Source organism: Sporosarcina sp. FSL W8-0480 (assembly GCF_037963765.1).
Classification (GTDB): domain Bacteria; phylum Bacillota; class Bacilli; order Bacillales_A; family Planococcaceae; genus Sporosarcina.
Genome location: NZ_CP150166.1, coordinates 2532217 through 2556513 on the forward strand (window position 1 = coordinate 2532217; position 24297 = coordinate 2556513).

Genomic DNA, 24297 nt, shown 5'->3' on the forward strand with positions numbered 1-24297 from the left:
TGTCTTACACTCCCTTTCACTTCCGTATAATTTCTTCGATGAAACGCTCAAGCGGCCACGTATTCACGACCGTCTCTTTTTTCAACCAGGCTTTCTGAGCATATTTAACACCGATTTCCATATGCTCCAATTGATCAATCGCATGTGCGTCGGTGTTGATAGCAATCTTTACACCGGCTTCCTGCGCTTCCTCTAAATATTCTCTTGCCAAATCGAATCGATGCGGATTGGCATTCAATTCAAGGATTTTATCGTACTTACTTGCCCATTCAATCAGTTTATGGACATCCGGATTATAGCCTTCCCTTTGTCCGATGATTCGACCCGTAGGATGTGCAATCATATGAACATACGGGTTGCTGATAGCTGAATGTAGTCTTTCCATGATTTGCTCTTGAGATTGATTAAAATTCGAATGAATGGATGCGATAACAAAATCCAATTCTTGAAGTAAGTCATCATCAAAATCAAGGCGACCGTCCGGTAAAATATCCATTTCAGTACCACAAAAGATCTCGATATCATCGTATTCTTCATTCAATTTTCGAATTTCTGCGATTTGCTCCCGAAGTCTTTCTGGCGTCAGACCGTTCGCCACTCGTAAATATTGGGTGTGGTCTGTAATTACCATATGCGAATAGCCTTTTTTCCGACATGCTTCCACCATCTCACGGATGGAGTACCCCCCATCGGACCAAGTAGTGTGCATATGGAGATCGCTGCGGATATCTTCAAATGTAACCAACTGCGCAATCTCTTCTGTTCGTTCAATTTCACGCCCGTCCATACGTAAGGAAGGCGGAATGAATGGCAGATCAAAAAAAGCGAAAAACTCCGTTTCGGATTCGAACGTTTTCATAGTCCCATCTTCAAGTTCAACACCGTACTCACTTATTTTCATACCTTTCGCCTTAGCGAGTTGACGCATTTTCACATTATGATCCTTCGAACCGGTGAAATGATGCAGCGCAGTCGCAAACTGATCATCCGTTACAAAGCGGAAATCTGCATCGACTATATCGGCCATGTCTAAAGCAACTGATAGTTTGGCATCCCCAGCCGCGACTGTTTCTTCAATCGGGAGGGTCTCCAACAGCTTTTCCCGAACAACAGCCGGTTCATCCGTCACTACGATAAAATCTACATCACTGCTTTCTTCTTCAGCGCGACGGAAACTTCCAGCAACTGAGTAGCGGGTGATTTCCTGGATATTTCCCAATACCTCTTCGACTGATAGTACAACGGATTCGATTTGCCAAACCGGTAGTTTCCCTTTTCGTGTACCAAGGACTTCAAGTTCGTGCAAAATCTTCTCCTCGGTTTTTTTTCCAAATCCAGGAACCTTGCTCACTTCGTTCGACTCGCATGCATTTCTTAAAGATTCGATGGAGTCAATTCCAAGCGCTTCTCTAAGCTTCGCAATTTTCTTTCCCCCTAATCCAGGAACCCTTAACAATGGAATTAACCCGCTTGGGACTTCATTTTCAAGCTCCTTTAGTAAATCGGATTCCCCTTTTTCCATGAGGTCAATAATGACAGCGCCTGTCCCTTTTCCGATCCCTTTCAAAGATAAAATATCATCCATCTCGGATAGGCTGCGCGGGTCAAGTTCCAGTACATTGGCTGCCTTTCGGAATGCTCCGACTTTAAACGGATTCTCCCCTAACAGTTCCATATATAGAGCAATTTTTTCGAACGTGCGAATGATCGTTTTTTTATTCACGTAAACCACTCCTCCATTCAACCAATCGTATTCTGTGAAAAAGGCTTCCCTCAACTTTTGGGAAGCCGCAATCTGTTATTTGGTAGTGTAAATATACCACCATTTCTTCACCATCTCTGAAAATAATGGCGTATGTTCAAACATGGCATTCGCCAATATCGATTTACCTATAAACCCTTGGATGAATTCTAATGGCAACATGACCAATAGATAGAGTAATAGGAATATGACAATATAAAACTCAATAAATCCAAGAGCCGCACCAGCAAAACGTGAAACAAACCCTAAGACTGGTAGGTACTTAAGGAAATCGAACATCGAGGCGATCAACTGCAATGCAAATTTAACGACGATGAATATGAGTACAAACGCCAATAATCTGTAAAACGTCTGATCTAAATCTAATTGTTCCACTGTCCAACTAAGTTTCGAGCTCGCTGTGACGCCAGGATATGGTATCCATAGGACGAACTTATCCGCTAACTGTTTGTAGTATATGTACGCAATGATTAGTGCTATAAAAAAGCCTGTCATATGGATAAGTTGTACGATGAGCCCTCGTCTAAATCCGGTTATCAGCCCTCCAAGCAGGAGGAAAACTATTAGTAAATCAAGCATATACACCCGTCAACCCTTCAGCTTATTCAATTCTTCTTCTAATTGATCGATTCGTTCTTTTAATTTTAAATAGTCGTGTACGCTGTTCACTGCGGTTAGGACAGCAATTTTGGCACTGTCGAGATAAGGGTTGCGTGAGCTGATTTCCCTCATTTTTTCGTCAACCATCGAAGCGACAAGCCGAACGTGAGAGCTTGATTCACTGCCGACAATTGTATATGTCTGTCCATAAATGTCAACCGTAAGGCGCGTCTTCTGTTGGTCTGCCACTGCCTTAACCTCCAATGTAAAAACTATGTACTCAATCATACCATGAAACGGTTTTAGTTGGAAAGAGAAGGGGCGATTTATTGTAGGTACACCGTTGCTCTACGTTGCAGGCGGACGCTTTCCGCGGGCATGGCTTCAGCCGCTTCCCTCGCTTCGCTCAGTCCAGGGTCTTCAGCTCATGCTATTCCCGCAGGAAAAGCCGTTACGAAGAACGGCTTTTGCGAACAAAAGCGAAGCGTTGAGAGCACATCTTTGCACTTCGCCGCCCTACACTTCAATCAACTAAGCGTCACTTTAATTAAATGCATATTCATACAAGCATCTACTTCTTGGATTATTGTACAATATGGATAGAAGGTTATGGAAAGGGCGGAGTTTATGAGTAATAGTGTGTTGCAGATGGATAAGGTGAGGTTGGAGGGGTTGATGGCGCATTATGCTGCGTTTAAAGTTACGCGGAATGCGCCTGGGGTTGTTTTTGCTGCGAAGTTGCCGGATGCGGCGATTACGGCTTATAAATCGGGTAAGGTTCTATTTCAGGGTGGAGGGGCGATGCGGGAGGCTGCTTTATGGGGTGGTTCGGATGGGCAAGCGACGGTTGCGAAATCTGCAGCTAAAGGTGAGACTTTGCCGGAGCATTTCTCGGAGTTGTCGGTCGTCGGGTCTGATGAAACTGGGACAGGCGATTTCTTTGGGCCTGTTACAGTGGCGGCTTGTTTCGTTAGCTCTGCGCAAATCGAGCTGGTGAGGGAATTGGGGGTTAAGGATTCGAAGCAGTTGAATGATGATTATATGCGGCAGATTGCTCCAGATTTGCAGGCTGCACTTGTTCATAGTGTCCTTACATTAACGAATGAAAAGTATAACGAGGTGCAGGCGAAGGGATGGTCGCAAGGGAAGATTAAGGCTTTGCTTCATAACCAGGCGCTTAAACATGTTTTACGGAAGATGAATGGTGAAAAGCCTGATTATATTCTTATCGATCAATTCGCTGAACGCGGCATTTATTATAATCATATTAAAAATGAACCGGAAATTGTTCGTGAGAATGTATTGTTCTCAACGAAAGCGGAAGGGTTGCATGTGGCTGTTGCAGCTGCGTCGATTATTGCGAGGGTTGCTTTTTTAGAGGAGATGGACCGACTAAGTGATATGGCTGGTGTTCAACTTCCTAAAGGTGCAGGAAAAATTGTGGATGAAGCGGCAGCGAAGATTTTATTAAAGAGTGGCGAGGATACGTTGAAATCGATGACCAAATGGCATTTTGCAAATGCGCAGAAAGCGAAGAAAATTGCTGCACTTAAAAGGGGGTTAAAAGAATGATCTGTCTAAAAAGGATTGTTTTTCCCGTTCTCCTCCTTCTTACACTTCTGTCAGCTTGCACATCTAACAAAAACATGATGGGCGAAGAGCGGTCAAACAATATTAGCTATCCACATGACGCAAGTGTTGAAGCGGATGACTTCATCTACAGATTATACACCGAGAAAGATGTTTACTCCGAATTTGGGGATACCGCCATTTTTGCTGAGTTAACGTATATAGGAGATCAGGAATCCATAGAAATCTCCCATGCCGCATCGCCTTTTGAATTTCCGATCAAAGAGCTAACAAGAGGAATCGAAATCGATTATGCAATGGATGAGCCATTGATAAGAACAACATTGGTAAAAGGCGAACCATTGCGTGAAAAGTATCGATTTGCGGGTGGTTATAGCGATAATGATGATGAAGAGAAGATAGAATTCATTCAAACGATTAGTAATAAAGGCTTTCCTGAGGGTAATTATGTTGTTAATGGTCTTGCTAACTTTTTTATTGAGAAAGCTGATGAATCCACTGAGCCCAAATCATATAAATTGAATTTGAATATCGGGTTTAATGTAAGGAATTAGCGAACGGTTCCGAAACAACTCGGAATTCAATGAGGACCCTGGTACCCGACACTTTTTTTATACACGCGGGTAGTTCAAAGGTCATGAATTGGTGATAAAATCGTGGATTCAATCGATATATGTGGAGATTCAATCGATATATTGCCGGATTCAATCGATATATCAATGGATTCGATAGATATTAGTTGTGACCCAAAATACTCCAATAGAAAAGACCGCCCTGGAGTCATGTTCTCTCCAATGGCGGTCTTATTTATTTCTATTCGATTAACCACGAAGTTGTGCGTCTGCTTCTACAGTTAAAGCTTTTAATACTTTTTCATGCGCTTTGACGACTTCTTCGTCTGTTAATGTACGTTCAGGATCGAAATATGTCAATGAGAATGCAAGTGATTTCTTGCCTTCCTCGACGTTATCGCCTTCGTATAGGTCGAAGAGTTTTACGTCTTTCAACAATTTGCCGCCAGCCTGACGGATGATTGTTTCAAGAACACCTGCTGAAGTTCCACTTTCAACAACTAGTGCAATGTCACGTGAAATGGATGGGAAACGTGGGACAGGTTTATATAAAAGTTCCTCTGTATCGACAGACAGGATATGCTCAAGATTCAATTCCATAACATACGTCTCTTTCAGGTCACGTTTCTTCTGCTCTATTGGGTGTAGTTGACCAATTAGACCAATACGTTCCCCTTTAAGAAGAATGTTTGCAGTACGTCCAGGATGCATTCCTTCGATAGAAGCTTTTTCGAATGATAAGCCTTCAGAAAGTCCAAGACGCTCCATCATTCCTTCAACAATTCCCTTCGCTACGAAGAAATCCACTTTCTTCGTTTCACCTTGCCATGCATGATCGACCCATTTTCCAGTCAGGACAGCAGCGACATGTTCCACTTCACGTGGCAATCCATCCTCTTCTTCGCCTAAGAAGACAGATCCAGTTTCATACAATGCCACTGAATCGATTCGGCGAGCGACGTTATACGTTGTCGCTTCCAAAAGATGAGGAATGAGGCTTTGGCGCAGAGTGCTGCGGTCCTCACTCATCGGCATTAGCAATTGTGTTACTGGTGCAGTTTCCAATGCATAGCTTTGCGCATGTTCCTTCGAAGTCAATGAATATGTGATTGCTTGATATAGACCTGCTCCTTCAAGGTATTGACGGACAATTCGACGTTTTGCCTGATATGGTGTCAGTCCTCCTGGAGTGGATTCTGATACAGGAAGCGTTTTTGGAATTTCATCGTATCCATACATACGGGCGATTTCCTCAATAATATCTTCCTTAATCCGCAAATCTTGTCTGCGTGTTGGCGCATCGATGACCAATTGACCGTTGACCGCTTGCGTCGGTATACGAAGACGTTCCAAGATCGAAAGCATGTCATCCATTGAGATTTTCATGCCAAGTCGATTATTGATGTAATCAGGGGAGATTGTGATGCGTTCCGGCGTTTTATCAAGTTCATCAAAAATAACTGAACCAGCTAAAACTTCCCCGCCTGCAAGTTCTGCCATTAGTTGCGCAGCGCGTTCAGCCGCTTCCTGCACACGATTCGGGTCGACGCCTTTTTCAAAGCGCGTGCTCGCATCGCTTCGTAAACCAACTTCTTTTGAAGTCCTTCTGACAGAGGATGGTGCGAAATAAGCTGATTCGATGACAACTGTTGTCGTCCCGTCATGAACTTCTGAATTGGCTCCACCCATTACACCAGCAATTGCTACTGGTTCATTACCATTCGTAATGACTAAGTTATGGGTATTCAGTTTGCGTTCCGCGTCGTCCAACGTCGTGATCAATTCCTCTTCTTTCGCATGACGGACAACGATTTCGCCAGTTTCAAGGCGGTCGTAGTCGAATGCGTGAAGCGGTTGGCCGTATTCCATCAAGACATAGTTAGTAATGTCGACAACGTTATTATGTGGACGAACCCCTGCAGCCATCAAATGATTTTGAAGCCAAAGTGGAGATTCGGCAACTTTGATATTTTTCACGACTTTCGCCACATACATCGGATTGTCAGCAGGAGCATCCACGCGTAGTTTCAACACATCCTCCGCTTTTTCCGCAGACTCTTTATAATTGATTTCTGGAAGTGCGATTCCCTGTGATAAGATCGCGCCTACTTCATATGCGACACCTAACATGCTTAGGGCATCTGAACGGTTTGGCGTCAAGTCGAATTCAAGCACCGTATCGTCAAGTCCAAGCAATGGAAGTGCACTTTCGCCAGGAACCGTATCTTGAGGCAATACATAGATTCCTTCAGCATACGCTTTCGGTACAAGCTTCCCTTCTATACCAAGCTCTTGTAAAGAACAGATCATACCGTTCGATTCTTCACCACGAAGTTTTGCTTTTTTAATTTTCATTCCGCCCGGAAGAACAGCACCTGGGCGTGCAACGATTACTTTCTGGCCTTGGGCGACGTTTGGCGCTCCGCAAATGATTTGTGTCGTTTCCTCCCCAACGTCAACTTGGCAAATGTTCAATTTATCCGCTTCAGGATGTTTCACACATTCCTTTACGTAACCTACGACAACATTCGTCATACCGTGAGAACGGTCGATGATGGAATCGACTTCAATCCCTGAACGCGTTATTCTTTCTGCAAGATCTTCGGGCTTAATGCCCTTTATATTGACATACTCATTCAACCATTTTGTAGATATTAACATGTCTTCTCCTCCTTACGCTTCTGACCGATGGAATTGTGATATGAACCGAACATCATTCGTATAGAAATGACGGATATCTTCTACACCGTATTTCAACATTGCAATCCGTTCCGGCCCCATTCCAAATGCAAAACCAGTAACAGCTTCTGGGTCGTATCCTGCCATGCGCAATACATTCGGATGCACCATTCCAGCACCTAAAATCTCGATCCAGCCAGTTTTCTTACATACATTACATCCATCTCCACCACATTTGAAGCAGGAAATATCCATTTCGACGGATGGTTCAGTGAACGGGAAGAAGCTTGGGCGCAAGCGGATTTCGCGATCAGCACCGAACATCTTCTTCGCAAAAAGATCGAGCGTCCCTTTTAAATCACTCATTTTAATATTTTCGCCTACGACAAGGCCTTCAATTTGCGTGAATTGATGGGAATGTGTCGCGTCGTCGTTATCTCTACGATACACTTTGCCAGGGCAGATGATCTTGATTGCTTCCCCGCCTTTAGCTTCCATCGTCCGCGCTTGGACTGGTGAAGTGTGCGTACGGAGCAGTACTTCTTCAGAAATATAGAAGGAGTCCTGCATATCACGAGCTGGGTGACCTTTTGGTAAGTTAAGCGCTTCGAAGTTGTAGTAATCCTTCTCGACTTCAGGACCTTCTGCAATTTCATAGCCCATGCTGATGAAGAAGTCTTCGATTTCCTCGACGACTCTTGTCAATGGATGGTGATTGCCTGTTTGAATCGGACGTCCCGGCAATGTGACGTCAATTGCCTCTTTTTCGAGTTGGGCGTTGATGGCCTCTTCTTCAAGTAGGGTCATGCGTGCTTCGAGTGTTTCTGTCACTGCTTCACGGACGACGTTTACCAATGCTCCCATTTTAGGGCGCTCTTCTGCAGGAAGCTTTCCCATTCCTTTTAGTAGGTCCGTGATAGGTCCTTTTTTACCGAGGTAAGCGACTCGGACGTCGTTCAGTTCCTTGACAGTTGAAGCGTCTTGAATTTTTGTTAACGCTTCTTCTTTCAACTGCTGTAATTGTTGTTCCATTTTCATTCTCCTTTCGAAATAAAAACACAAAATAAAAAATCCCCGCCCCTAAAAAGGGACGAGGACGAGTTCGCGGTACCACCCTGATTATTATGCATGCATATGCATAATCACTTCATTTGGATTAACGGCCCTCTACCGGCACGCCTTTACAGTAAAAACTGGTCCAAGCGGCAGCTCTCGGGGTGAACTTCGACGGTCATTCGCCTATTTGCACTCTCAGTCACGGTGCAAATTTCCTGTCGGTTGTTAGACGGTCTACTTTTCCCGGTCACAGCTTTTAATTTTATTTACAGCATTACTATACCTGATTTTCTTTAATACTTCAACTTGCCATTATCATTGCTTGCCGTAAGCGTAAAGAAGGATTCCCGTCGCGATGGCTACATTTAGTGATTCGGCTTTGCCGTAGATCGGGATTTTCACAACCGTATCTGATTTCGACAAGTATTCGGCGGAGACTCCGCTTCCTTCATTTCCAACGATAAGTGCAAATTTGTTTAACGGTTCGACGCTATAATGGTCAACGGCATTTTGCAAACCTGTACCTATAAGTTTAATATTGGCCGATTTTACTTTTTCTATCCAATCGCCAAGTTCACCTTTCACGATTGGAAGATGGAAATGGGAACCTTGGGCGGATCGAACGGTTTTTGGATTGTATGGATCTGCACAACCTTTTCCAAGGATTACGGCATCAATTCCTGCAGCATCAGCTGTTCTAATCATTGTACCTATATTTCCGGGATCTTGCACAGCATCGATGAACAAGTATTTTTTCCATGAATCTGTCGTAGCTTCTGAATAGTTAGGTTGGCGGCAATGCGCAAAAACGCCTTGCGATTGTTCTGTTTCTATCAGTTCTTTCGCAACCGCCTTTGTCACTTCGATCACTTGGAGGTTGTCGATGTTCCAGTTTGTAGGAAGTTCAATATCCTCTCTTACGATTAAATGAAGTACAGTTCCTTCAGATTTTAGAGCTTCTTCGACGAGATGGAATCCTTCCACGAGGAATTCTTCCGATTTATCGCGGTCTTTTTTAGAGGTTGCAAGTTTTTTCCAATGCTTTACAAGTGCGTTTTGTGTCGATTCGATTCTTTTCATTTATTATAAGACATCCTTTTTCTTTTAGTGTAACAAATGTCCGTATAGTTGGCGATAATTGTGTGCAAAATGAGTGCAGGAGGATGATATCATGAATTTTCAAATACGCGACGCAATTACTGCAAACATGACGAATAACTCAGCGACTGATATACGCAACGTCGTGGAAGATGCACTGCAGCGTGGAGAAGAGCATTTACTGCCAGGCCTTGGTGTGTTTTTTGAAAAGTTGTGGGTCAATGCGGATGAGCAGGAGAAGACTAAGATCACTGGCGAACTTGCACAAGCATTTTCAAGGGCATAACTTGTAAGTGGAAAGGGCGGAAATCATTTCGATTTCCACCCTTTTTTAATTTGATTCAAATTTGTGGGTAGGGTCCATTATTTTGCTTTCAAGGTCCATTATTTGCGGTAAGGGTCCATTCTTTCGCTCTCAAGGTCCATTATTTGCGGCAAGGGCCCATTCTTTCACTTTCAAGGTCCATTCTTCGCGGTAAAGGCCCATTCTTTCGCTCTCAGGGTCCATTCTTACGCCCCTAAGGTCCATTGTTCAGCAAAGTTATTTTAAAACAGTAGCTAACACAGCTTTCTGAGCGTGCAATCGATTTCCTGCCTGTTGGAACACGTAGGAGTTCGGGCCATCGATTACAGAAGTGGCTACTTCTTCTTCCCGATGTGCAGGCAAGCAGTGTAAAAACATGTAATCATTTTTCGCATGACTGACCAGTTTGTCATTAATCTGAAAATCCTTAAAGGCCTCAAGACGATGTGCCGCCTCTTCTTCTTGCCCCATGCTGGTCCAGACGTCCGTATAGACGACATCCGCATTTTCGACAGCTTCAACTGGATCATACGTTTGAATCACCGATCCACCGTTTGCAATAGCAATTTTTTGCGCAAGCGTGAAAAGTTTTTGGTTGAATTCGAATCCAACAGGTGTAGCAACTGCAATATGCATGCCCATGTTCGCAGCGCCGATGACTAATGAGTGTGCAACGTTATTTCCGTCCCCTACATAAGCGAGTCTTTTACCGAAAATCGAGCCTTTCACTTCTACCATTGTCAATAAATCCGCAAGTGCCTGACATGGATGGAATAGATCCGTCAAACCATTGATGATTGGGATTGATGAATGCTTTGCCAGCTCCTCTACAGCCCCATGGGAATTTGCGCGTATCATCACACCGTCCAAGTACTCTGATAATACTTTTCCTGTGTCATGTATCGACTCGCCACGGCCAATTTGTAAGTCTCTTGCGTTCATGAACATTGCATGCCCGCCAAGCTGAACCATACCGACTTCGAATGAAATTCTTGTTCTTGTGGAATGTTTTTCAAAAATCATGCCGAGAGTTTTCCCCGGCAAAATGGGGGGCATTTTGCCTGAGAGTGTTTCTTTTTTCATGAGTAATGCTTTGTGCAATAGATAGGCGATTTCTTCATTTGTGTAATCTAATAACGTTAACATGTCGCGCCCTTTTAACTGATCCTCTATATTATGCCCGATATTCACTGCCGATAAATGCATCTTCACCAAATCGATCATCTCCATTCCTCATAATGTGATGTTAGAAATAGTATATTCATGCATAAATATAAAGTCAAATGAATTTTTATTAATGGCAGGTGTTTTTTAAAATACAAAAAACCGCACCCTCGTCAAAAGGGTACGGTCTCTAAAAAACCACTTATTCAAATGTAATGCGGTGTACAGTGTCTTTATCAAGCTTCTTAATGACTTCAACGATCAGCTTCACTGCATTTTCGTAATCGTCTCTATGCAACATTGCTGCATGGGAGTGGATATAACGAGTTGCGATACAGATTGCGAGTGATGGAACACCATTACCGCTCACATGGATTGATCCAGCATCTGTTCCGCCGCCAGGAATCACATCGAATTGATAAGGGATGCCGTGCTCTTCCGCTGTGTCAACGACAAGATCACGTAAACCTTTATGGGACACCATTGAAGCGTCAAAAAGAAGAATTTGAGGACCATCGCCCATTTTACTTGACGCTTCTTTAGAAGTTACTCCAGGAGTATCTCCAGCAATGCCAACATCAACTGCAAATGCAATATCCGGTTTCACTTTCGCAGCTGCTGTTTTCGCGCCACGTAATCCGATTTCCTCTTGAACAGCGCCTACACCGAATACGATATTCGGGTGATTCTCGTCTTTCAATGCTTTCATGACGTCGATTGCAATTGCACAACCGATTCGGTTATCCCAAGCTTTTGCAAGCAAGTATTTTTCATTGTTCATGACTGTGAATTCAAAGTACGGAACGACCATGTCGCCAGGCATTACTCCCCACTCCATAACTTCCTCTTTGGAAGTTGCACCGATATCGATGAACATGTCCTTAATGTCTACCGGCTTTTTACGTGCTTCCGGAGAGAGGATATGTGGTGGCTTCGAACCGATTACACCAGTTACTGTGTCCCCTTTACGTGTCACGATTGTAACCCGTTGAGCAAGCATGACTTGGGACCACCATCCGCCAACTGTTTGGAAGGAAAGGAATCCTTTGTCGTCAATCTTGGAAATCATAAATCCGACTTCATCCAAATGGCCTGTGACCATTACTTTCGGGCCTTCTGCAACACCTGTTTTCTTCGCAATTAAAGAACCGAGTCCATCATATTCGATTTCGTCCGCAAATGGCTCGATATATTTCTTCATTACTTCGCGAGGTTCGCGTTCATTACCAGGAATTCCTTTCGCATCTGTTAAGTCTTTTAACATTACCAATGTTTCATCAAGTTGTTTCCCCATTCATTTCGCCCTCCTAAATAAAACTCCATTTTCAGTATAGATGAAATAATAGATATTTGAAAGAAATTTATAGCAACTCTTTACGGAGTTCGTGAGCACTCTTCGGTGATAGTAATCCTGGTGCAACGTCGAATACAGTTTTTGCGCCGGTCTCACCGTTTTTATTCAATTTATAAGCCGCACGTGCATAAGCAACAAGTACACTTGAAGTGAATTCAGGATTACTTTCTAACGTCAGTGAGAATTCCATTACCTGCTTGTTAGACTCGCCTGTTTTACCGCTACGAATGACAAATCCGCCATGAGGCATCGCTCCATGCTCCTCTTTCAATTGCGCTTCGCTTATGAAATTCACTGTCGTGTCATAGTCCGCAAAGTAATCGGGCATCGTCACAATGTCCTGTTCAACTTGGTTTGCATCAGCTCCTTCTTCAAGAACGACAAAGCATTCGCGTGTATGTTTTTCACGAGTTGTGAGTTCAGGTTGGGAGCCACTTCTCACCTTATCGACAGCCGCTTCCACAGGGATTGTATACTGGACAGCTCCCTTCACTCCTTTGATCCTTCTGACAGCATCCGAATGACCTTGGCTTAAACCTTTGCCCCAGAATGTGTAGGTTGCGCCTTCCGGAAGAATTGATTCACCATATAGACGATTGATGGAAAATAAACCCGGATCCCAGCCAACCGAAATGATTGCAGTTTTTCCGTTCGGCTTGGCTGAAGCGTCGACTGCTTCAAAATACTCAGGAATTTTCGCATGTGTATCGAAGCTATCAACTGTATTAAACAATTTCGACAGTGCGGGACCTTGTTCCGGCAAATCTTTTTTAGATCCACCGCATAGAATTAAAACATCGATGTCATTTACATAGCTTTCAACGTCATCCAACGAAAGAACGGGAACTTCACTATTCACTTTCAGCTCTGCTGGATTCCTTCTTGTAAAGACAGCCGAAAGTGTTAAATCACCATTTTGAGAGATCGCTGATTCTACACCTTTACCTAAATTGCCGTATCCAACGATTCCAATTCGAATTTCCGAGTCCATTTTTAACAACATCCCTTTCGCCCAAAGTATTCTTACATTTTAACGTTACTCCTATTAATTTGCTAATATTTCTTTTGTCAAAATCTATCCTTTTATCTATTTCAATTTAAATGGTACAGTAGAAGGGTAGATATAACTAAATGGAATGAGGATATTACATGCGTGCGTTCGTTTATTTAATCGTTTTCTTCTCATTTTTCGATTTGTTTTCACAGCTTCCGATCATGAGTCCATTTGCCTTTTCATTAGGCGCATCGTCTTTCATGACTGGTCTGGCGGTGGGGATGTATTCATTTTCTAATACAATCGGAAATGTCATCTCGGGTTTTCTGACAGATAAAAGAGGACCGTTTATCATTCTGTTAGTCGGCCTGTTTGCGTCAGGAGTATCACTGCTACTATATACACTTGCCATCGGACCTACTTCGCTATTAGGCATCCGATTTGTCCATGGTTTTATGGAAGGATTAATCGTTCCTGCCGCTTTTACATTTCTTGCAAATCGTGCTGAAGAGTCAAAAAGAGGTAGGAGTGTTGCAATTTCAGGTGCTTTCGTAGGAATGGCCGCGATTTTCGGTCCAGCTTATAGCGGAATTGTGGCAACGAAAACAAGTGCACCTTTCATCATGTCAGTGAATGGGATTATTATGTTCATACTTGCCATTTTCGCTTTTTTCCTTTTACGCTCATTTACATATGAGAAAAAACAACAAGGTAAATCGACAAAGCATTTCAGGGTACGGTATTTGTTCAAGCATCCAGGAATGGTCAGAGCATTTGCGGGAGCATTCTTCCTTATGTTTTCACAGGGAGTATTAGCATTGGTCCTACCTCTAAAAGTCGAAGCACTTGGCTTTGATGCTAAAACGACTGGAATGCTGCTTAGTACGTTCGGAATCGTCGCGATACTGATTTTCTTATTGCCGATCAACCGTGTTTTTGACAAGGTACGTCCAATGATCACTTTAGCTTTCGGAATTACCATGATGGGGTTGAGTATGCTTTTCCTGAGTCAGGTTACGGAGCTTTCACTTCACTATGTAGCAATGATGCTTTACGGAATCGGCTTTTCTTTCCTATTCCCATCGATTAATTCATTACTGATCGACTCATCTACCGCTGAGTTTCGAGGGAAAGCGTACGGTTATTTTTATGCATTCTTTTCGATTGGGGTCGTTGCAGGCTCAAGTTTAATCGGTTTCTTGGATCTGACATTCAAAGGTGGATTCATGCTTACAGGCATAATCCTATTGGCAGTTGCATTGTATACAATTCTTGGCATGAAAAGAAATCTGCAATTGACAGCAGAATGATTAATTAATCAAAAAAACAGGTGCGGGAAACTTTCCCTTCACCTGTTTTTTATATTATACAAGTTCCGCGGAATAAGATTTAATCTCATCCATGAACGCTTCCCCATATCTTTCTAATTTTGCAGCCCCTACCCCGTTGACTTCCAAAAACGCATCTTCTGTAACAGGCATTTTTGCAGCCATATCACGCAATGACTTATCGGAAAAGACAACAAAAGGAGGTACCCCCGCTTCCTGGGCAAGTTTCAAGCGAAGTGCACGCAATTGGTTAAATAACGGATCGTCCTTTGTAATCTGTTTTGTTTCAACAGATCCTTTACGGAACACTTTCACCTTTCCGGTCAATACATCCTTCCCTTGCTCAGTGACGTAAATAATCGGAAACTGGCCATTCTCAACTCCTAAATAGTTTTCGGAGATGATGAATTCGATAAAATCAGAGACATCTTTCGCATTCCGTTCTTTCATCAACCCATAAGTGGTTAATTTATCAAATCCGAACTCCAGTATTTTCTTATTACGGGAACCCGTTAAAACTTGAGCAATCATCGTCTTACCGAATCGTTGTCCCATTCGAATGACACATGACAATACTTTCTGAACATCGACCGTAACTTCGAAGCTTTCCCTTGTATCCGTACAATTTGCGCAACGGCCACAATCCTTAATTTCACTTTCACCAAAATAAGCGATGATGAACTTTTGCAAGCAGGATTCAGTATGGCAATAATCGATCATCGACTGTAATTTTTCAAGTTCAGCAGGGATTCGTTGACTATCCTGTGATTGGTCAATCAGAAAACGCTGTGTAATCACGTCCTGGGAGGAAAATAAAAGTGTGCATTCACTATCCAGTCCATCCCTGCCCGCACGACCCGCTTCTTGATAATAACTTTCCATGTTTTTTGGCATTTGGTAATGAATGACGTATCGGATATTCGATTTATCAATTCCCATTCCAAAGGCATTTGTCGCCACCATGACAGTCGCTTCGTCCATCAAGAACCGATCCTGCTCCGTTTGCCGAAAAACGTCCGAGAGGCCGGCATGATAGCGCGCCACCTTCACCCCGGTCCGTTCAAGCATCGCATGAACTTGGTCGACGGCTTTACGAGTGGCGGCGTAAATAATACCCGCTTCGCCTTCATTTTTCTTCACATAGTCTTTAACAAACTTCTCTCGATCTTGCCCTTTAATGACGGAAAACGTAAGATTGCTCCGCTCAAATCCAGTCATTACAGTATGATTGCTTTCGATATGCAACTGTTCACATATATCGTCCCGGACGGCAGGCGTCGCTGTAGCAGTGAGGGCTAAAACAACTGGTCTTTTTTCAAATGATTGAATCACTCGATTCATCATTCGATAACTTGGCCGGAAGTCATGTCCCCACTGAGAAATACAGTGTGCCTCGTCAATCGCGATCATAGGAATTTTCATTTGGTTAATTTGCTGTACGAAAGATTGGGATTCAAAACGCTCGGGCGCAACATAAAGAAGACGATACCCACCTTCCATAGCAATTTCCATCGTACCGAAATATTCCTCCGTTGATAATGTGCTATTAATATATGCCGCCGGGATTCCAATTTGATGGAGTGCATCGACTTGGTCCTTCATCAATGAAATTAATGGGGATACGACTAAAACTGTTCCCTCCATGACCAAAGCCGGGACTTGATAGCAAATGGATTTACCTCCGCCAGTCGGCATGACGCAAAGTGTATCCTTTCCTTCCAAAACATTTTGAATCGCATTTTCCTGGCCTGTCCGAAAGGAAGTAAATCCAAAGTAGGAAGATAATACGGACAATGCTTTTTCGATCGGGATCACCTCTTTCCATTCATCAAAGAAAAAAGCACCTACGTTGGCGCTTTTCGTTTTATTTCTCAAGCAGCAATCGTTCCTCGTCGCGGCTATGTATTTCATTAACAACTAATAATGCATAGAATTTCTGCAGTACAGTTGGGCTGATTTTCTCTGGTTCACGGAGCTCTTCAATATCTTTTACAATGATCCTGATTAAATCATGATCTCTTGTAAGTTGGATGATTGCTTCTTCAAGTTCCGGATTTTCAGTTCGGATGTCTTTATAAAACCCTTCTTCTTCCGCATCCGCATGGCTGATCACTCTTGACTTCCAATAATCGATCAACTCATCAGCAGCACGATCCGCCAATTTCATATCCCCTTGTTGCAGATATTCAATAAGCAATTCCGTCTTGCTGATTGCGCCGGATAATCCTCCCTCGTGAATTGCTCGGTGCGCTTGCAATTGCCTCAATGCTGGACCTGACATGTAATTCATCCTTTCAACAAGATGCTTTTCCTATAGAATAACAGACATTTGCCTAACGCACCAAGGGAATGAATTATGAAAGGATTGAATAGCTAAACATGTTGATTTCCGCTTCAGGCGGACGCTTTCCGCTACAATCAACGGTGTTGCCTATAATAGGGGTGAATTTGTTTAGATTTCGAATCAGGGAAAAGGTTATCACCACTAAATCACACTTTATCACCACTTTGGGCATGCTAATCACCGATTGAGCGCGCATCTGGTTTCTTGAGCGCATGGCTGCTTTCTTGAGCACTTATTTGGATTCTTGAGCGCACGGTTGCTTTCTTGAGCACTTATCTGGATTCTTGAGCGCACGGCTGCTTTCTTGAGCACTTATCTGGATTCTTGAGCGCACGGCTGCTTTCTTGAGCACTTATCTGGATTCTTGAGCGCACGGTTGCTTTCTTGAGCACTTACCTGGATTCTTGAGCGATAATGCTTTTTTCTTCTACAAGTGGCACTCTCACTATAATTGCAGACAAGTCATTCGTATTTTGTCAGAAGAATAACGTTATCCCCTTTTTCAACTTGGAAAATCAAATCATCTTCGACACTAAGTACAGCGGTATCGTATTTACTTTCACCGGTAAAGAAAATTCCATAACCATTATTTGCAGGATATCCATATAAATAACAAACCACTTTTTCATCTTTCATGAAAACTAATTGATTCATCCCACCGTTTACCGTTTCACTGATAGAATCCCACTTATAGCCAACGGTTTGATAGATTATCTCTTTAGATGTGTACGGGGCAAAAGAGTACACTAAATCCCACTCAAATGGAGTGACATCGGATAAATTCACTGACTCGACGGAATTTCCAATATTCAATACCTCTTGTTTCAATAGTTCTTCATTAACATCCCATAATTCTTTCTTAAAAACTTTAATTAAAATAATAGATAATATAATCGCGACTACTACTATAATAATTTTTCTTCTTGTCATTTGGTTATCCCCTCTCATTTTCAAAGCAATGGAATCTTCATATAAATTAAAACGAGTTCCATTTGAGAAGGTTACAAAACTGTTCAATTAATAGCCTTACTCTAGATTGCACATAGTCCGAAATATGCTTATTCAATGTTTATTACTAAATCTGCAATGCTGATAGGATTTATGGTGTCAAGGTAGTGCTTTTCCGCTGGCCAATATCTGTCCGTATACTTTTTAAATCTGTCATGATAATCTCCAATGTAAGAATCACGACCTAATACCCTCTCTTTCCTTAATTCAAAGGGACAGTTTATGTAAATGACATAATCAAATAAACTCTTCCATTCTTTCCTTTGTAGAAATACTCCTTCGATGAGGATGATACTATTCGTAAATACTTCAATCTGTCTATGAGAAATCGAATCATCGGATTTATCGTAGAACGATAAATCAAGATGGTTACTGTTATGCAGAGGCATTAGCAATCTGTTTATTATTTCACCAATATCCCACTGTAAATAATAATACTCGTACCATTCTTCATATCCAGTATGATAGCGCTTATTTCTTTCAACAATATGCTCATCAAGATGAAATATCTTGACCTCACAGTTAAAGCCTTTTAATTCTTGCTTAATCTCTTTGACAAAGGTAGTTTTTCCAGCGCCACTTAATCCGTCTATACCGACTAGCAAAGGCCGATTTTTATTTGACCGATTAAGGAATTGATGAAATAAATTTTCTGCCGTTCCTCTAACAAACATTGAATTCATTTCTTACCTTTCCGCTCCAAAAGTATAGGTGCTATATTTAGTAAGATAGAAACAATTGTCAAAAACCATAATGCCTTTTCCATACCGGGTACTACATCCATTAACGCTGCCCAATCTTCCGCTTTAACCCATACCGACACAAGACTGTATTCTGCACAAAGGGTTAGTGCTGTAAATGATAATCCCATCGCCATAGCAATCTTATAATCCTTTCCAATACTATACATATAAAGATTTATAAGAGTCGCTATTATTGCAATGACTCCAAATATCATAAATAACATTGTCGGCCAACCTCCCTCAATAAATTCCAACTATTAGGCAAATCTTGTTGTGACGCTTCACAAAATTAATGAAGTGAAGGCCATCACAGTGCAGGTATGACTATTAAAAGGAGCTCCAAAAACCTAATTTGCAGGGGGGTCTTGGAGTTTCGTTCATTAACTACCATCCAACGGTATTCAAACACCATATTTATTTAGATCGAATGAAATAGGCTATGATTGGAAGTAAAATTATGACGAATATACTTTGGAAAAAAGTTAAAATTATATCCTTCTTCCAAGTATTTTTTTCAGGGTAACGATTCGCAAGCCGTTGAAAAAACAACAAAGCTATCCACCAAAACAACCAACCTAAAACTATCGAACTGAAACCACCATAAAAATCAGTGTACATTTAAAGCCCCCCTCTCCCCCCATGATTTTCAACTGTCTATTAAAATGTTATTTATTGAGTAATAACAACCAAACCAAGCCATCCAATCACTAACAATGCTGGCAGGGTTAACAAAACCGATAACCACATAATGTTTTTCCTAAGTGAGATAGCCGAAGCAAGATAAAAAAACGGCAAGATTAGCCCCCACCATTTAAATAGCGGTGTTGCGGCAATGTAAAGTGAAAATGGTGTGATTAACAAGCAAGAAATAACAAGAAACAGTGGCTTTTTCTTAGTAAAGGCAACCAATGAAAAAACAATTGAAGCGAGCATGAAAGGCCAAAAAAGTAAAAACATATCCTTCCTCCCTTCGAGCATTTAACTCCTTCTCAACTAAATGGTTACTGGAAAAATAGGGAATACAACAAAAAGCCAGCTATTAATACAAGAATCATTATTCCAGTCCCCTTCCAACCTAAACCACCGACAAGATCAGACAGATTACTTCCATGAATACTACTGGAGGGATGCCTTAATTCTTTTTGCCTTAGCCTCTCTCTTCTTTCTTCAGGAGTTTCGTCATTTTCATCCATTTGCTTCCTCCAATTTCGCCTTCATATACTATCCCCTTCGTATATTAGCTATTCCATCTAATAGAATGCCAATGCCAAACAAGATGATGCCTATCGCGAATGCATATTGGAAATAAATTGAATCTGTTCCTCCAAGCTTATAATATAAACCTACCAAACTTAATACTATCCCCAATAAGATACATAAATTCCCTATAGATTTCATTCTTTCCCCTCAAATTCACCATGAATAGTCAATGTTTATATGTTATACGTATCTCCGACAGAATAGTTGCACAGTTCCGATCGATTGTTAAAGATTACATATTAGTTTCCTTTTTACGTTTTAATTCCTCGTACTCTCCCCATGCGATATATGAAACCCCCACAAGTAATGACAATAGACTAAAAATGTTTAACGTATTTCCAACATAGGAGAGCATCGCATCAAATAACTCCTTATCCCAACTTGAAACTCCAGAACCAAAAATTGCAGCACTTATATACTTAACCGAAATTAATAAAGCAGATATCGCAACAAATGCAATGCCAGCCCCGCGTTTTGTCATTTTATATCCCCTACTATCGATTTATTTTACGCGACATACCAATCGCAAACTTCTTAAATCCGAAAGATTCATAATAAGACTCCAAATGCTCTTCACACAGTAGTTGTGGAATAACCCGATTACTTTCACAATGTTGAATTAGACGAGTCAATATTTCTTTACCGATACTTTTGCGCTGATATTCCGGTAGAACGCCTAATCCGCATATTATTCCAGTAATAACTCCATCTGATATGACGCGTCCCGTCCCCACTAATCGTTCTCCATCAAAGGCGTATATTGTACACCAACTTCGAATACACAGTTCTTCTAACTCGCCAATCGTCAAATTAATGGCGTTCCATCCTAATGATTCATACAAGGACTGCATTTGCTTGAAATCTTCTAAGGGTTCGATTGTAAAGTCTATTGTTTGCACATGAACACTTCCTATTAATTTAGTAACCACTGATTACGATAATTACCCTATCCGCATAAACCCCATCATTTAGGGAATTATATTTCAAGAGGTGGTGTTTTTTTGAATAAAACTATTCTCCCTGCAATGATTCTTCTTCTACTCATTTTCGGCGGGACTACTAATGCAAATGCGGATACTGAAATAATTCCCCAAGACCGACCACCAAGTATATTGGAGGGCGCGTTTCTGAGAAGTCTTGGTTGGACAATCCTTGAAATTATGGAAAGTCACGGTGATACCCAATTATTCGAAAATGAAAGAATCGAGAAAATATCTGCAAATGGTGACCAATACGATGTCACATTACGAGTTATCGGTTTTGAAGGTGCACATAATCCGCCATATAAGTTAATACGTATGACGATTCGTTTTCCGGGTAGCGGTGGGAATGCAAATTATAGTGTTTTATCTTATTCTCATCGGATTATCTCGGACAAGGAATTTGAGAAGTTAACTAAGTACGCCACGCCATGAAGTAAGTAAACCTGTAGAAGAACACGGTTTCTTAATCTTCAATATACTTTAACATAAAACTCTCTGGCTCAAGGAAAGATATACCCTTGCACCGGCTTATCAAATAGCATAAAGATGTCCTTAAAGTAAGTTTCATCAATCAATTTATCCAATACACCCTTGAAATACCCCGGCAAATTACGGATTACTTTCTTCTTCGTCGCCATCACTGTGATCATCAACGCACGATAAGCGAGGTTATCGAATACATGTCCGTCTTCTTGATAAATTTCATATTTCATCATCCGTCCAGAGATAGCCCTATGAATTCCGAAGAACTCACGGGCTAGTTTACTATCACCAATTGTTCCAGCAAGCAGATCTTTCATCCGACTAAATAGACTTGTGGATAACTTTGACGGTTCTTGCTGAGACGTGTAGTTAAGATCTTTAGATTTTAATAGAGATTTAGAAAGAAGTGCTTGGTCCTCTGAAAACTGCTCATTTTCCTTATCCTCATGCGGTTTGTTGTCATGATCACGGTCGTTCATTTTCCCCTGTTCATCGAAAGGTAAAATGACGTAGATGTTGGCGCCGAGTCCGCTCATTACTGGGCGGATGTAGTGGATTTTCTCGATGATTCCTAAGCTTACAAGCTTGTGGATTGCCCTTCTCACAGTCGCGTTCGACTTGCCAATAATCTCCTCGATAGTTCCATGTTTCAAATGTGCTGCACCGAACTTTACCGAATACCGACGAATCACTTCAAGAACCTCGCGATCCGACTTAGTAAGGTCATCCCAATGTTTCATCAAATGCTGTTCAGCCGCTGTGTCCATTTCTTCAATTGTTGCGAAGCGTGCGTATTCCTTTAGATAGTATGTCATTCAGACCTCCCCCTTCACCTTCTATATAGATAGAAAAGAGCAAAAGGGATACTCGTGATTGAAAGTTTTTCAAAACAGGCCTAAATGCCCATACAGTCAACTATTGGGGCACAAAAAAACAGATGAAGGAATTCTCCCCCACCTGTCAACTTTATATTTTGGCAATACGTATATTACTAATCATTGCAAATCCAAGTACGACCATGATGATTACGAAAAACTGAGGTCCGATGTATGGACTCAAGAAATAGCATAATGTCAAAAGTACACCCGCCACTGTAATCGGCACACCATAAAACGCACCGTCAAATTCCTTGACGTTATAACGAGCTAATCTGATTGCACCTGCAACAATATAAAATACTGTAGCCGCAATCCCTACCCAAAGCATCTCGGATAAGTCAGTCATATAGATTAAAAGCGCCGGGGCAACACCGAAAGAAACTAAATCGCTTAACGAATCAAGTTCTTTTCCGAACAAAGACTCTGAATTGAAATGTCTTGCGACCATTCCATCGAATCGATCGAAAAGAGCAGCAAGGAATATGAAAACTAAACTCATATGACTTAGTTCACGTGCTATGAGGATAATCGCAATTATTCCGAAGCTAAGATTTATAACAGTAATTGCATTAGCCAATTGACCTTTAATTTTAGTATAATCGAGGTATCTCGATAAAAACATAATAATTCCCCCATCTTAGTATGGTGTATTTATCAAAGTATTGGAGACTGATAGAATGAAAAAAGCACTATTTAAATACTTTGTTGAACTAACCGGGCATCCTGTTTCTTCATCACTGTTAAAGTCCGTAACAAGCTCTCGGTTTAGTCAAAGGCTGATAAAACCTTTCGCTCGAACATATACTATCAATGAGGACGAAGCTGAATTTCCCATCGAGCATTATGATAGCCTTCAAGCCTATTTTACGCGAAATCTAAAAGAAGGTGCACGTCCAATCGACTTGCAAGATGAAACATTAATATCTCCGGTAGATGGATATCTGAGTGCTTCCGGTACAATCGAAAAAAATCAGACTTTCATTATCAAAGATTATCTATATAGTATAAAACAAATTTTGGGAAATGAAAAGATAGCAAATGTCTATGAAGGAGGATTCTTTTATGTATTTTACCTTTCACCAAGGGATTATCATCATTTCCACTATCCATATGACGGCAACTTGTTATCGCGCTACGCGCTTGGCAAAACTTCATTCCCAGTAAACGATTTAGGGCTGCGCCTTGGCAATCAACCTTTCGCTACAAATTATAGACTCATATCTGAACTATCGACTTCGCATGGCAGAATTGCAATGATTAAGGTGGGTGCACTCAATGTCAATAGCATCCATATAAATGATTCATCGAAAGAATGCCGAAAAGGAGAAGAGTTCGGTTACTTTTCGTTTGGTTCTACGGTCATTTTATTCCTTGAGAATAAACACGCATTCCAACCTACTATCTCGACAGATACCGCGGTAAAATTGGGTCAGTCAATTGGAAAATGGATGTTTACTCCCCGCACATAGGATTACGGAAATCATCATAGAGGGGGGAATCAATCATATGCTGCAATTCAATGACTTTATACTTCATTATGGTTATTTTGCTGTTTACTTCTTCTTGGCTTTAGGTATATTCGGATTACCTCTTCCTGACGAACTTGTAGTTGCATTCATTGGACATTTAACTTCTACAGGGACATTAAATTTTCCTGCGGCATTGATCATTACCATTTTAGGTGTGATGACAGGAACAGTTTTCACCTATGCATTGGGACGTAATATCGGGAAGCCGATGTTGATTAAATATGGAAAATGGGTTCGTCTATCCCCCACCCGACTTCGGCGCGTGGATCGGTGGTTTGAAAAATATGGGCCATGGGCAGTAACTTTGGGATATTTTGTCCCTGGAATGAGACATATCATCTGTTATTTGTCGGGAAGTGCCGGAATGGGGATGCGACGATATATGGTATTCGCTGCAATCGGCACTGGTGTTTCAACAGTAATTTGTTTATCAATCGGTTATTGGATCATATTCCCGTTCTAACAATTAAGCAAGCGATTTATTGAAGGTATCCTTTTCTGGGTACCTTCATTTTTCATATAATTATAATTGATAACTCTCGAACTTCCTATTATTCAGATATAAATA

At 41.6% G+C, this 24297-nt stretch carries 27 protein-coding genes and 1 other annotated feature; of the genes, 7 read left to right on the forward strand and 20 right to left on the reverse strand.

What is annotated here, in order from left to right:
* Nucleotides 1-16 precede the first annotated feature (16 nt).
* The 3 genes from polX to zapA all read right to left on the reverse strand — a co-directional run bounded on the left by polX (nucleotide 17) and on the right by zapA (nucleotide 2611).
* Nucleotides 17-1723 (reverse strand): DNA polymerase/3'-5' exonuclease PolX, encoded by a 1707-nt coding sequence (gene polX, locus NSQ43_RS13120; protein ID WP_339250873.1) that lies wholly within the window; start codon nucleotides 1721-1723, stop codon nucleotides 17-19.
* Nucleotides 1724-1798: 75 nt separating this feature from the next.
* A complete protein-coding gene (locus tag NSQ43_RS13125) occupies nucleotides 1799-2341 on the reverse strand; it encodes a CvpA family protein (RefSeq protein ID WP_339254911.1) in 543 nt (180 codons plus the stop codon).
* A 9-nt stretch (nucleotides 2342-2350) separates the two neighbouring features.
* Nucleotides 2351-2611, reverse strand: coding sequence for a cell division protein ZapA (zapA, locus tag NSQ43_RS13130; protein WP_339250874.1), 261 nt, complete (start codon nucleotides 2609-2611; stop codon nucleotides 2351-2353).
* 378 nt (nucleotides 2612-2989) lie between these two features.
* On the opposite strand from zapA, the gene rnhC reads away from it, so the two are divergent.
* Both rnhC and NSQ43_RS13140 read left to right on the forward strand, forming a co-directional pair.
* A complete protein-coding gene (gene rnhC, locus NSQ43_RS13135) occupies nucleotides 2990-3934 on the forward strand; it encodes a ribonuclease HIII (protein ID WP_339250876.1) in 945 nt (314 codons plus the stop codon).
* The gene (locus NSQ43_RS13140) at nucleotides 3931-4506 is read left to right on the forward strand and encodes a hypothetical protein (protein WP_339250877.1); all 576 of its coding nucleotides are present in this window, start codon (nucleotides 3931-3933) and stop codon (nucleotides 4504-4506) included. The genes rnhC and NSQ43_RS13140 overlap by 4 nt, the downstream gene beginning before the upstream one ends.
* Before the next feature lie 267 nt (nucleotides 4507-4773).
* On the opposite strand, the gene pheT is transcribed toward NSQ43_RS13140, so the two are convergent.
* From pheT to NSQ43_RS13155, 3 genes are all read right to left on the reverse strand, one after another.
* Nucleotides 4774-7185, reverse strand: coding sequence for a phenylalanine--tRNA ligase subunit beta (gene pheT / locus NSQ43_RS13145; RefSeq protein WP_339250879.1), 2412 nt, complete (start codon nucleotides 7183-7185; stop codon nucleotides 4774-4776).
* A gap of 12 nt (nucleotides 7186-7197) precedes the next feature.
* Entirely contained in the window at nucleotides 7198-8235 is a 1038-nt protein-coding gene (gene pheS / locus NSQ43_RS13150; protein WP_339250881.1) for a phenylalanine--tRNA ligase subunit alpha, read from the reverse strand.
* Between the two features lie 51 nt (nucleotides 8236-8286).
* Nucleotides 8287-8519, reverse strand: a binding site (T-box leader).
* A gap of 55 nt (nucleotides 8520-8574) precedes the next feature.
* Entirely contained in the window at nucleotides 8575-9339 is a 765-nt protein-coding gene (locus tag NSQ43_RS13155; RefSeq protein ID WP_339250883.1) for an RNA methyltransferase, read from the reverse strand.
* 91 nt (nucleotides 9340-9430) lie between these two features.
* Here NSQ43_RS13155 and sspI point away from each other — a divergent pair, with 91 nt between their 5' ends.
* Nucleotides 9431-9643, forward strand: a complete 213-nt coding sequence (gene sspI, locus NSQ43_RS13160) for a small acid-soluble spore protein SspI (protein WP_301242777.1) — start codon at nucleotides 9431-9433, stop codon at nucleotides 9641-9643.
* A gap of 255 nt (nucleotides 9644-9898) precedes the next feature.
* On the opposite strand, the gene argF is transcribed toward sspI, so the two are convergent.
* The 3 genes from argF to NSQ43_RS13175 all read right to left on the reverse strand — a co-directional run bounded on the left by argF (nucleotide 9899) and on the right by NSQ43_RS13175 (nucleotide 13170).
* On the reverse strand, nucleotides 9899-10867 hold the full coding sequence (gene argF, locus NSQ43_RS13165; RefSeq protein WP_339254913.1) for an ornithine carbamoyltransferase: 969 nt from the start codon (nucleotides 10865-10867) through the stop codon (nucleotides 9899-9901).
* Between the two features lie 160 nt (nucleotides 10868-11027).
* Nucleotides 11028-12119, reverse strand: coding sequence for a M42 family metallopeptidase (locus tag NSQ43_RS13170; protein WP_339250887.1), 1092 nt, complete (start codon nucleotides 12117-12119; stop codon nucleotides 11028-11030).
* Nucleotides 12120-12186: 67 nt separating this feature from the next.
* Nucleotides 12187-13170 carry a diaminopimelate dehydrogenase gene (locus NSQ43_RS13175; protein ID WP_339250889.1) on the reverse strand — a complete coding sequence of 328 codons (984 nt, stop codon included), beginning with the start codon at nucleotides 13168-13170 and terminating at the stop codon, nucleotides 12187-12189.
* 158 nt (nucleotides 13171-13328) lie between these two features.
* Between NSQ43_RS13175 and NSQ43_RS13180 the strand changes: the two genes are divergently transcribed.
* Entirely contained in the window at nucleotides 13329-14483 is a 1155-nt protein-coding gene (locus NSQ43_RS13180; RefSeq protein WP_339250891.1) for an MFS transporter, read from the forward strand.
* Nucleotides 14484-14537: 54 nt separating this feature from the next.
* Here the strand turns inward: NSQ43_RS13180 and recQ are convergent, their stop codons facing one another.
* The 9 genes from recQ to NSQ43_RS13225 all read right to left on the reverse strand — a co-directional run bounded on the left by recQ (nucleotide 14538) and on the right by NSQ43_RS13225 (nucleotide 20707).
* Entirely contained in the window at nucleotides 14538-16316 is a 1779-nt protein-coding gene (gene recQ / locus NSQ43_RS13185) for a DNA helicase RecQ (protein ID WP_339254915.1), read from the reverse strand.
* Nucleotides 16317-16365: 49 nt separating this feature from the next.
* Complete coding sequence (locus NSQ43_RS13190; protein WP_339250893.1) at nucleotides 16366-16782, reverse strand: hemerythrin domain-containing protein; 417 nt, start codon at nucleotides 16780-16782, stop codon at nucleotides 16366-16368.
* 525 nt (nucleotides 16783-17307) lie between these two features.
* On the reverse strand, nucleotides 17308-17775 hold the full coding sequence (locus NSQ43_RS13195) for a hypothetical protein (protein ID WP_339250894.1): 468 nt from the start codon (nucleotides 17773-17775) through the stop codon (nucleotides 17308-17310).
* 128 nt (nucleotides 17776-17903) lie between these two features.
* On the reverse strand, nucleotides 17904-18536 hold the full coding sequence (locus NSQ43_RS13200; RefSeq protein ID WP_339250896.1) for a kinase: 633 nt from the start codon (nucleotides 18534-18536) through the stop codon (nucleotides 17904-17906).
* On the reverse strand, nucleotides 18533-18820 hold the full coding sequence (locus NSQ43_RS13205) for a hypothetical protein (RefSeq protein ID WP_339250898.1): 288 nt from the start codon (nucleotides 18818-18820) through the stop codon (nucleotides 18533-18535). The genes NSQ43_RS13200 and NSQ43_RS13205 overlap by 4 nt, the downstream gene beginning before the upstream one ends.
* A gap of 445 nt (nucleotides 18821-19265) precedes the next feature.
* Nucleotides 19266-19553 carry a hypothetical protein gene (locus tag NSQ43_RS13210; RefSeq protein ID WP_339250900.1) on the reverse strand — a complete coding sequence of 96 codons (288 nt, stop codon included), beginning with the start codon at nucleotides 19551-19553 and terminating at the stop codon, nucleotides 19266-19268.
* A 44-nt stretch (nucleotides 19554-19597) separates the two neighbouring features.
* Nucleotides 19598-19789, reverse strand: coding sequence for a DUF6366 family protein (locus NSQ43_RS13215; protein WP_339250901.1), 192 nt, complete (start codon nucleotides 19787-19789; stop codon nucleotides 19598-19600).
* 299 nt (nucleotides 19790-20088) lie between these two features.
* The gene (locus NSQ43_RS13220) at nucleotides 20089-20337 is read right to left on the reverse strand and encodes a hypothetical protein (protein ID WP_339250902.1); all 249 of its coding nucleotides are present in this window, start codon (nucleotides 20335-20337) and stop codon (nucleotides 20089-20091) included.
* A gap of 13 nt (nucleotides 20338-20350) precedes the next feature.
* Nucleotides 20351-20707 carry a GNAT family N-acetyltransferase gene (locus NSQ43_RS13225; RefSeq protein ID WP_339254917.1) on the reverse strand — a complete coding sequence of 119 codons (357 nt, stop codon included), beginning with the start codon at nucleotides 20705-20707 and terminating at the stop codon, nucleotides 20351-20353.
* Between the two features lie 150 nt (nucleotides 20708-20857).
* On the opposite strand from NSQ43_RS13225, the gene NSQ43_RS13230 reads away from it, so the two are divergent.
* Nucleotides 20858-21271, forward strand: a complete 414-nt coding sequence (locus NSQ43_RS13230; RefSeq protein WP_339250903.1) for a hypothetical protein — start codon at nucleotides 20858-20860, stop codon at nucleotides 21269-21271.
* A 68-nt stretch (nucleotides 21272-21339) separates the two neighbouring features.
* On the opposite strand, the gene NSQ43_RS13235 is transcribed toward NSQ43_RS13230, so the two are convergent.
* Together NSQ43_RS13235 and pssA are read right to left on the reverse strand one after the other, a co-directional pair.
* Nucleotides 21340-22137 carry a helix-turn-helix domain-containing protein gene (locus NSQ43_RS13235; protein WP_339250904.1) on the reverse strand — a complete coding sequence of 266 codons (798 nt, stop codon included), beginning with the start codon at nucleotides 22135-22137 and terminating at the stop codon, nucleotides 21340-21342.
* A 151-nt stretch (nucleotides 22138-22288) separates the two neighbouring features.
* A complete protein-coding gene (gene pssA, locus NSQ43_RS13240; protein WP_339250905.1) occupies nucleotides 22289-22822 on the reverse strand; it encodes a CDP-diacylglycerol--serine O-phosphatidyltransferase in 534 nt (177 codons plus the stop codon).
* Between the two features lie 55 nt (nucleotides 22823-22877).
* Between pssA and NSQ43_RS13245 the strand changes: the two genes are divergently transcribed.
* Complete coding sequence (locus NSQ43_RS13245) at nucleotides 22878-23669, forward strand: phosphatidylserine decarboxylase (protein WP_339250906.1); 792 nt, start codon at nucleotides 22878-22880, stop codon at nucleotides 23667-23669.
* A 37-nt stretch (nucleotides 23670-23706) separates the two neighbouring features.
* On the forward strand, nucleotides 23707-24192 hold the full coding sequence (locus tag NSQ43_RS13250; protein ID WP_339250907.1) for a DedA family protein: 486 nt from the start codon (nucleotides 23707-23709) through the stop codon (nucleotides 24190-24192).
* Nucleotides 24193-24297: the final 105 nt, after the last annotated feature.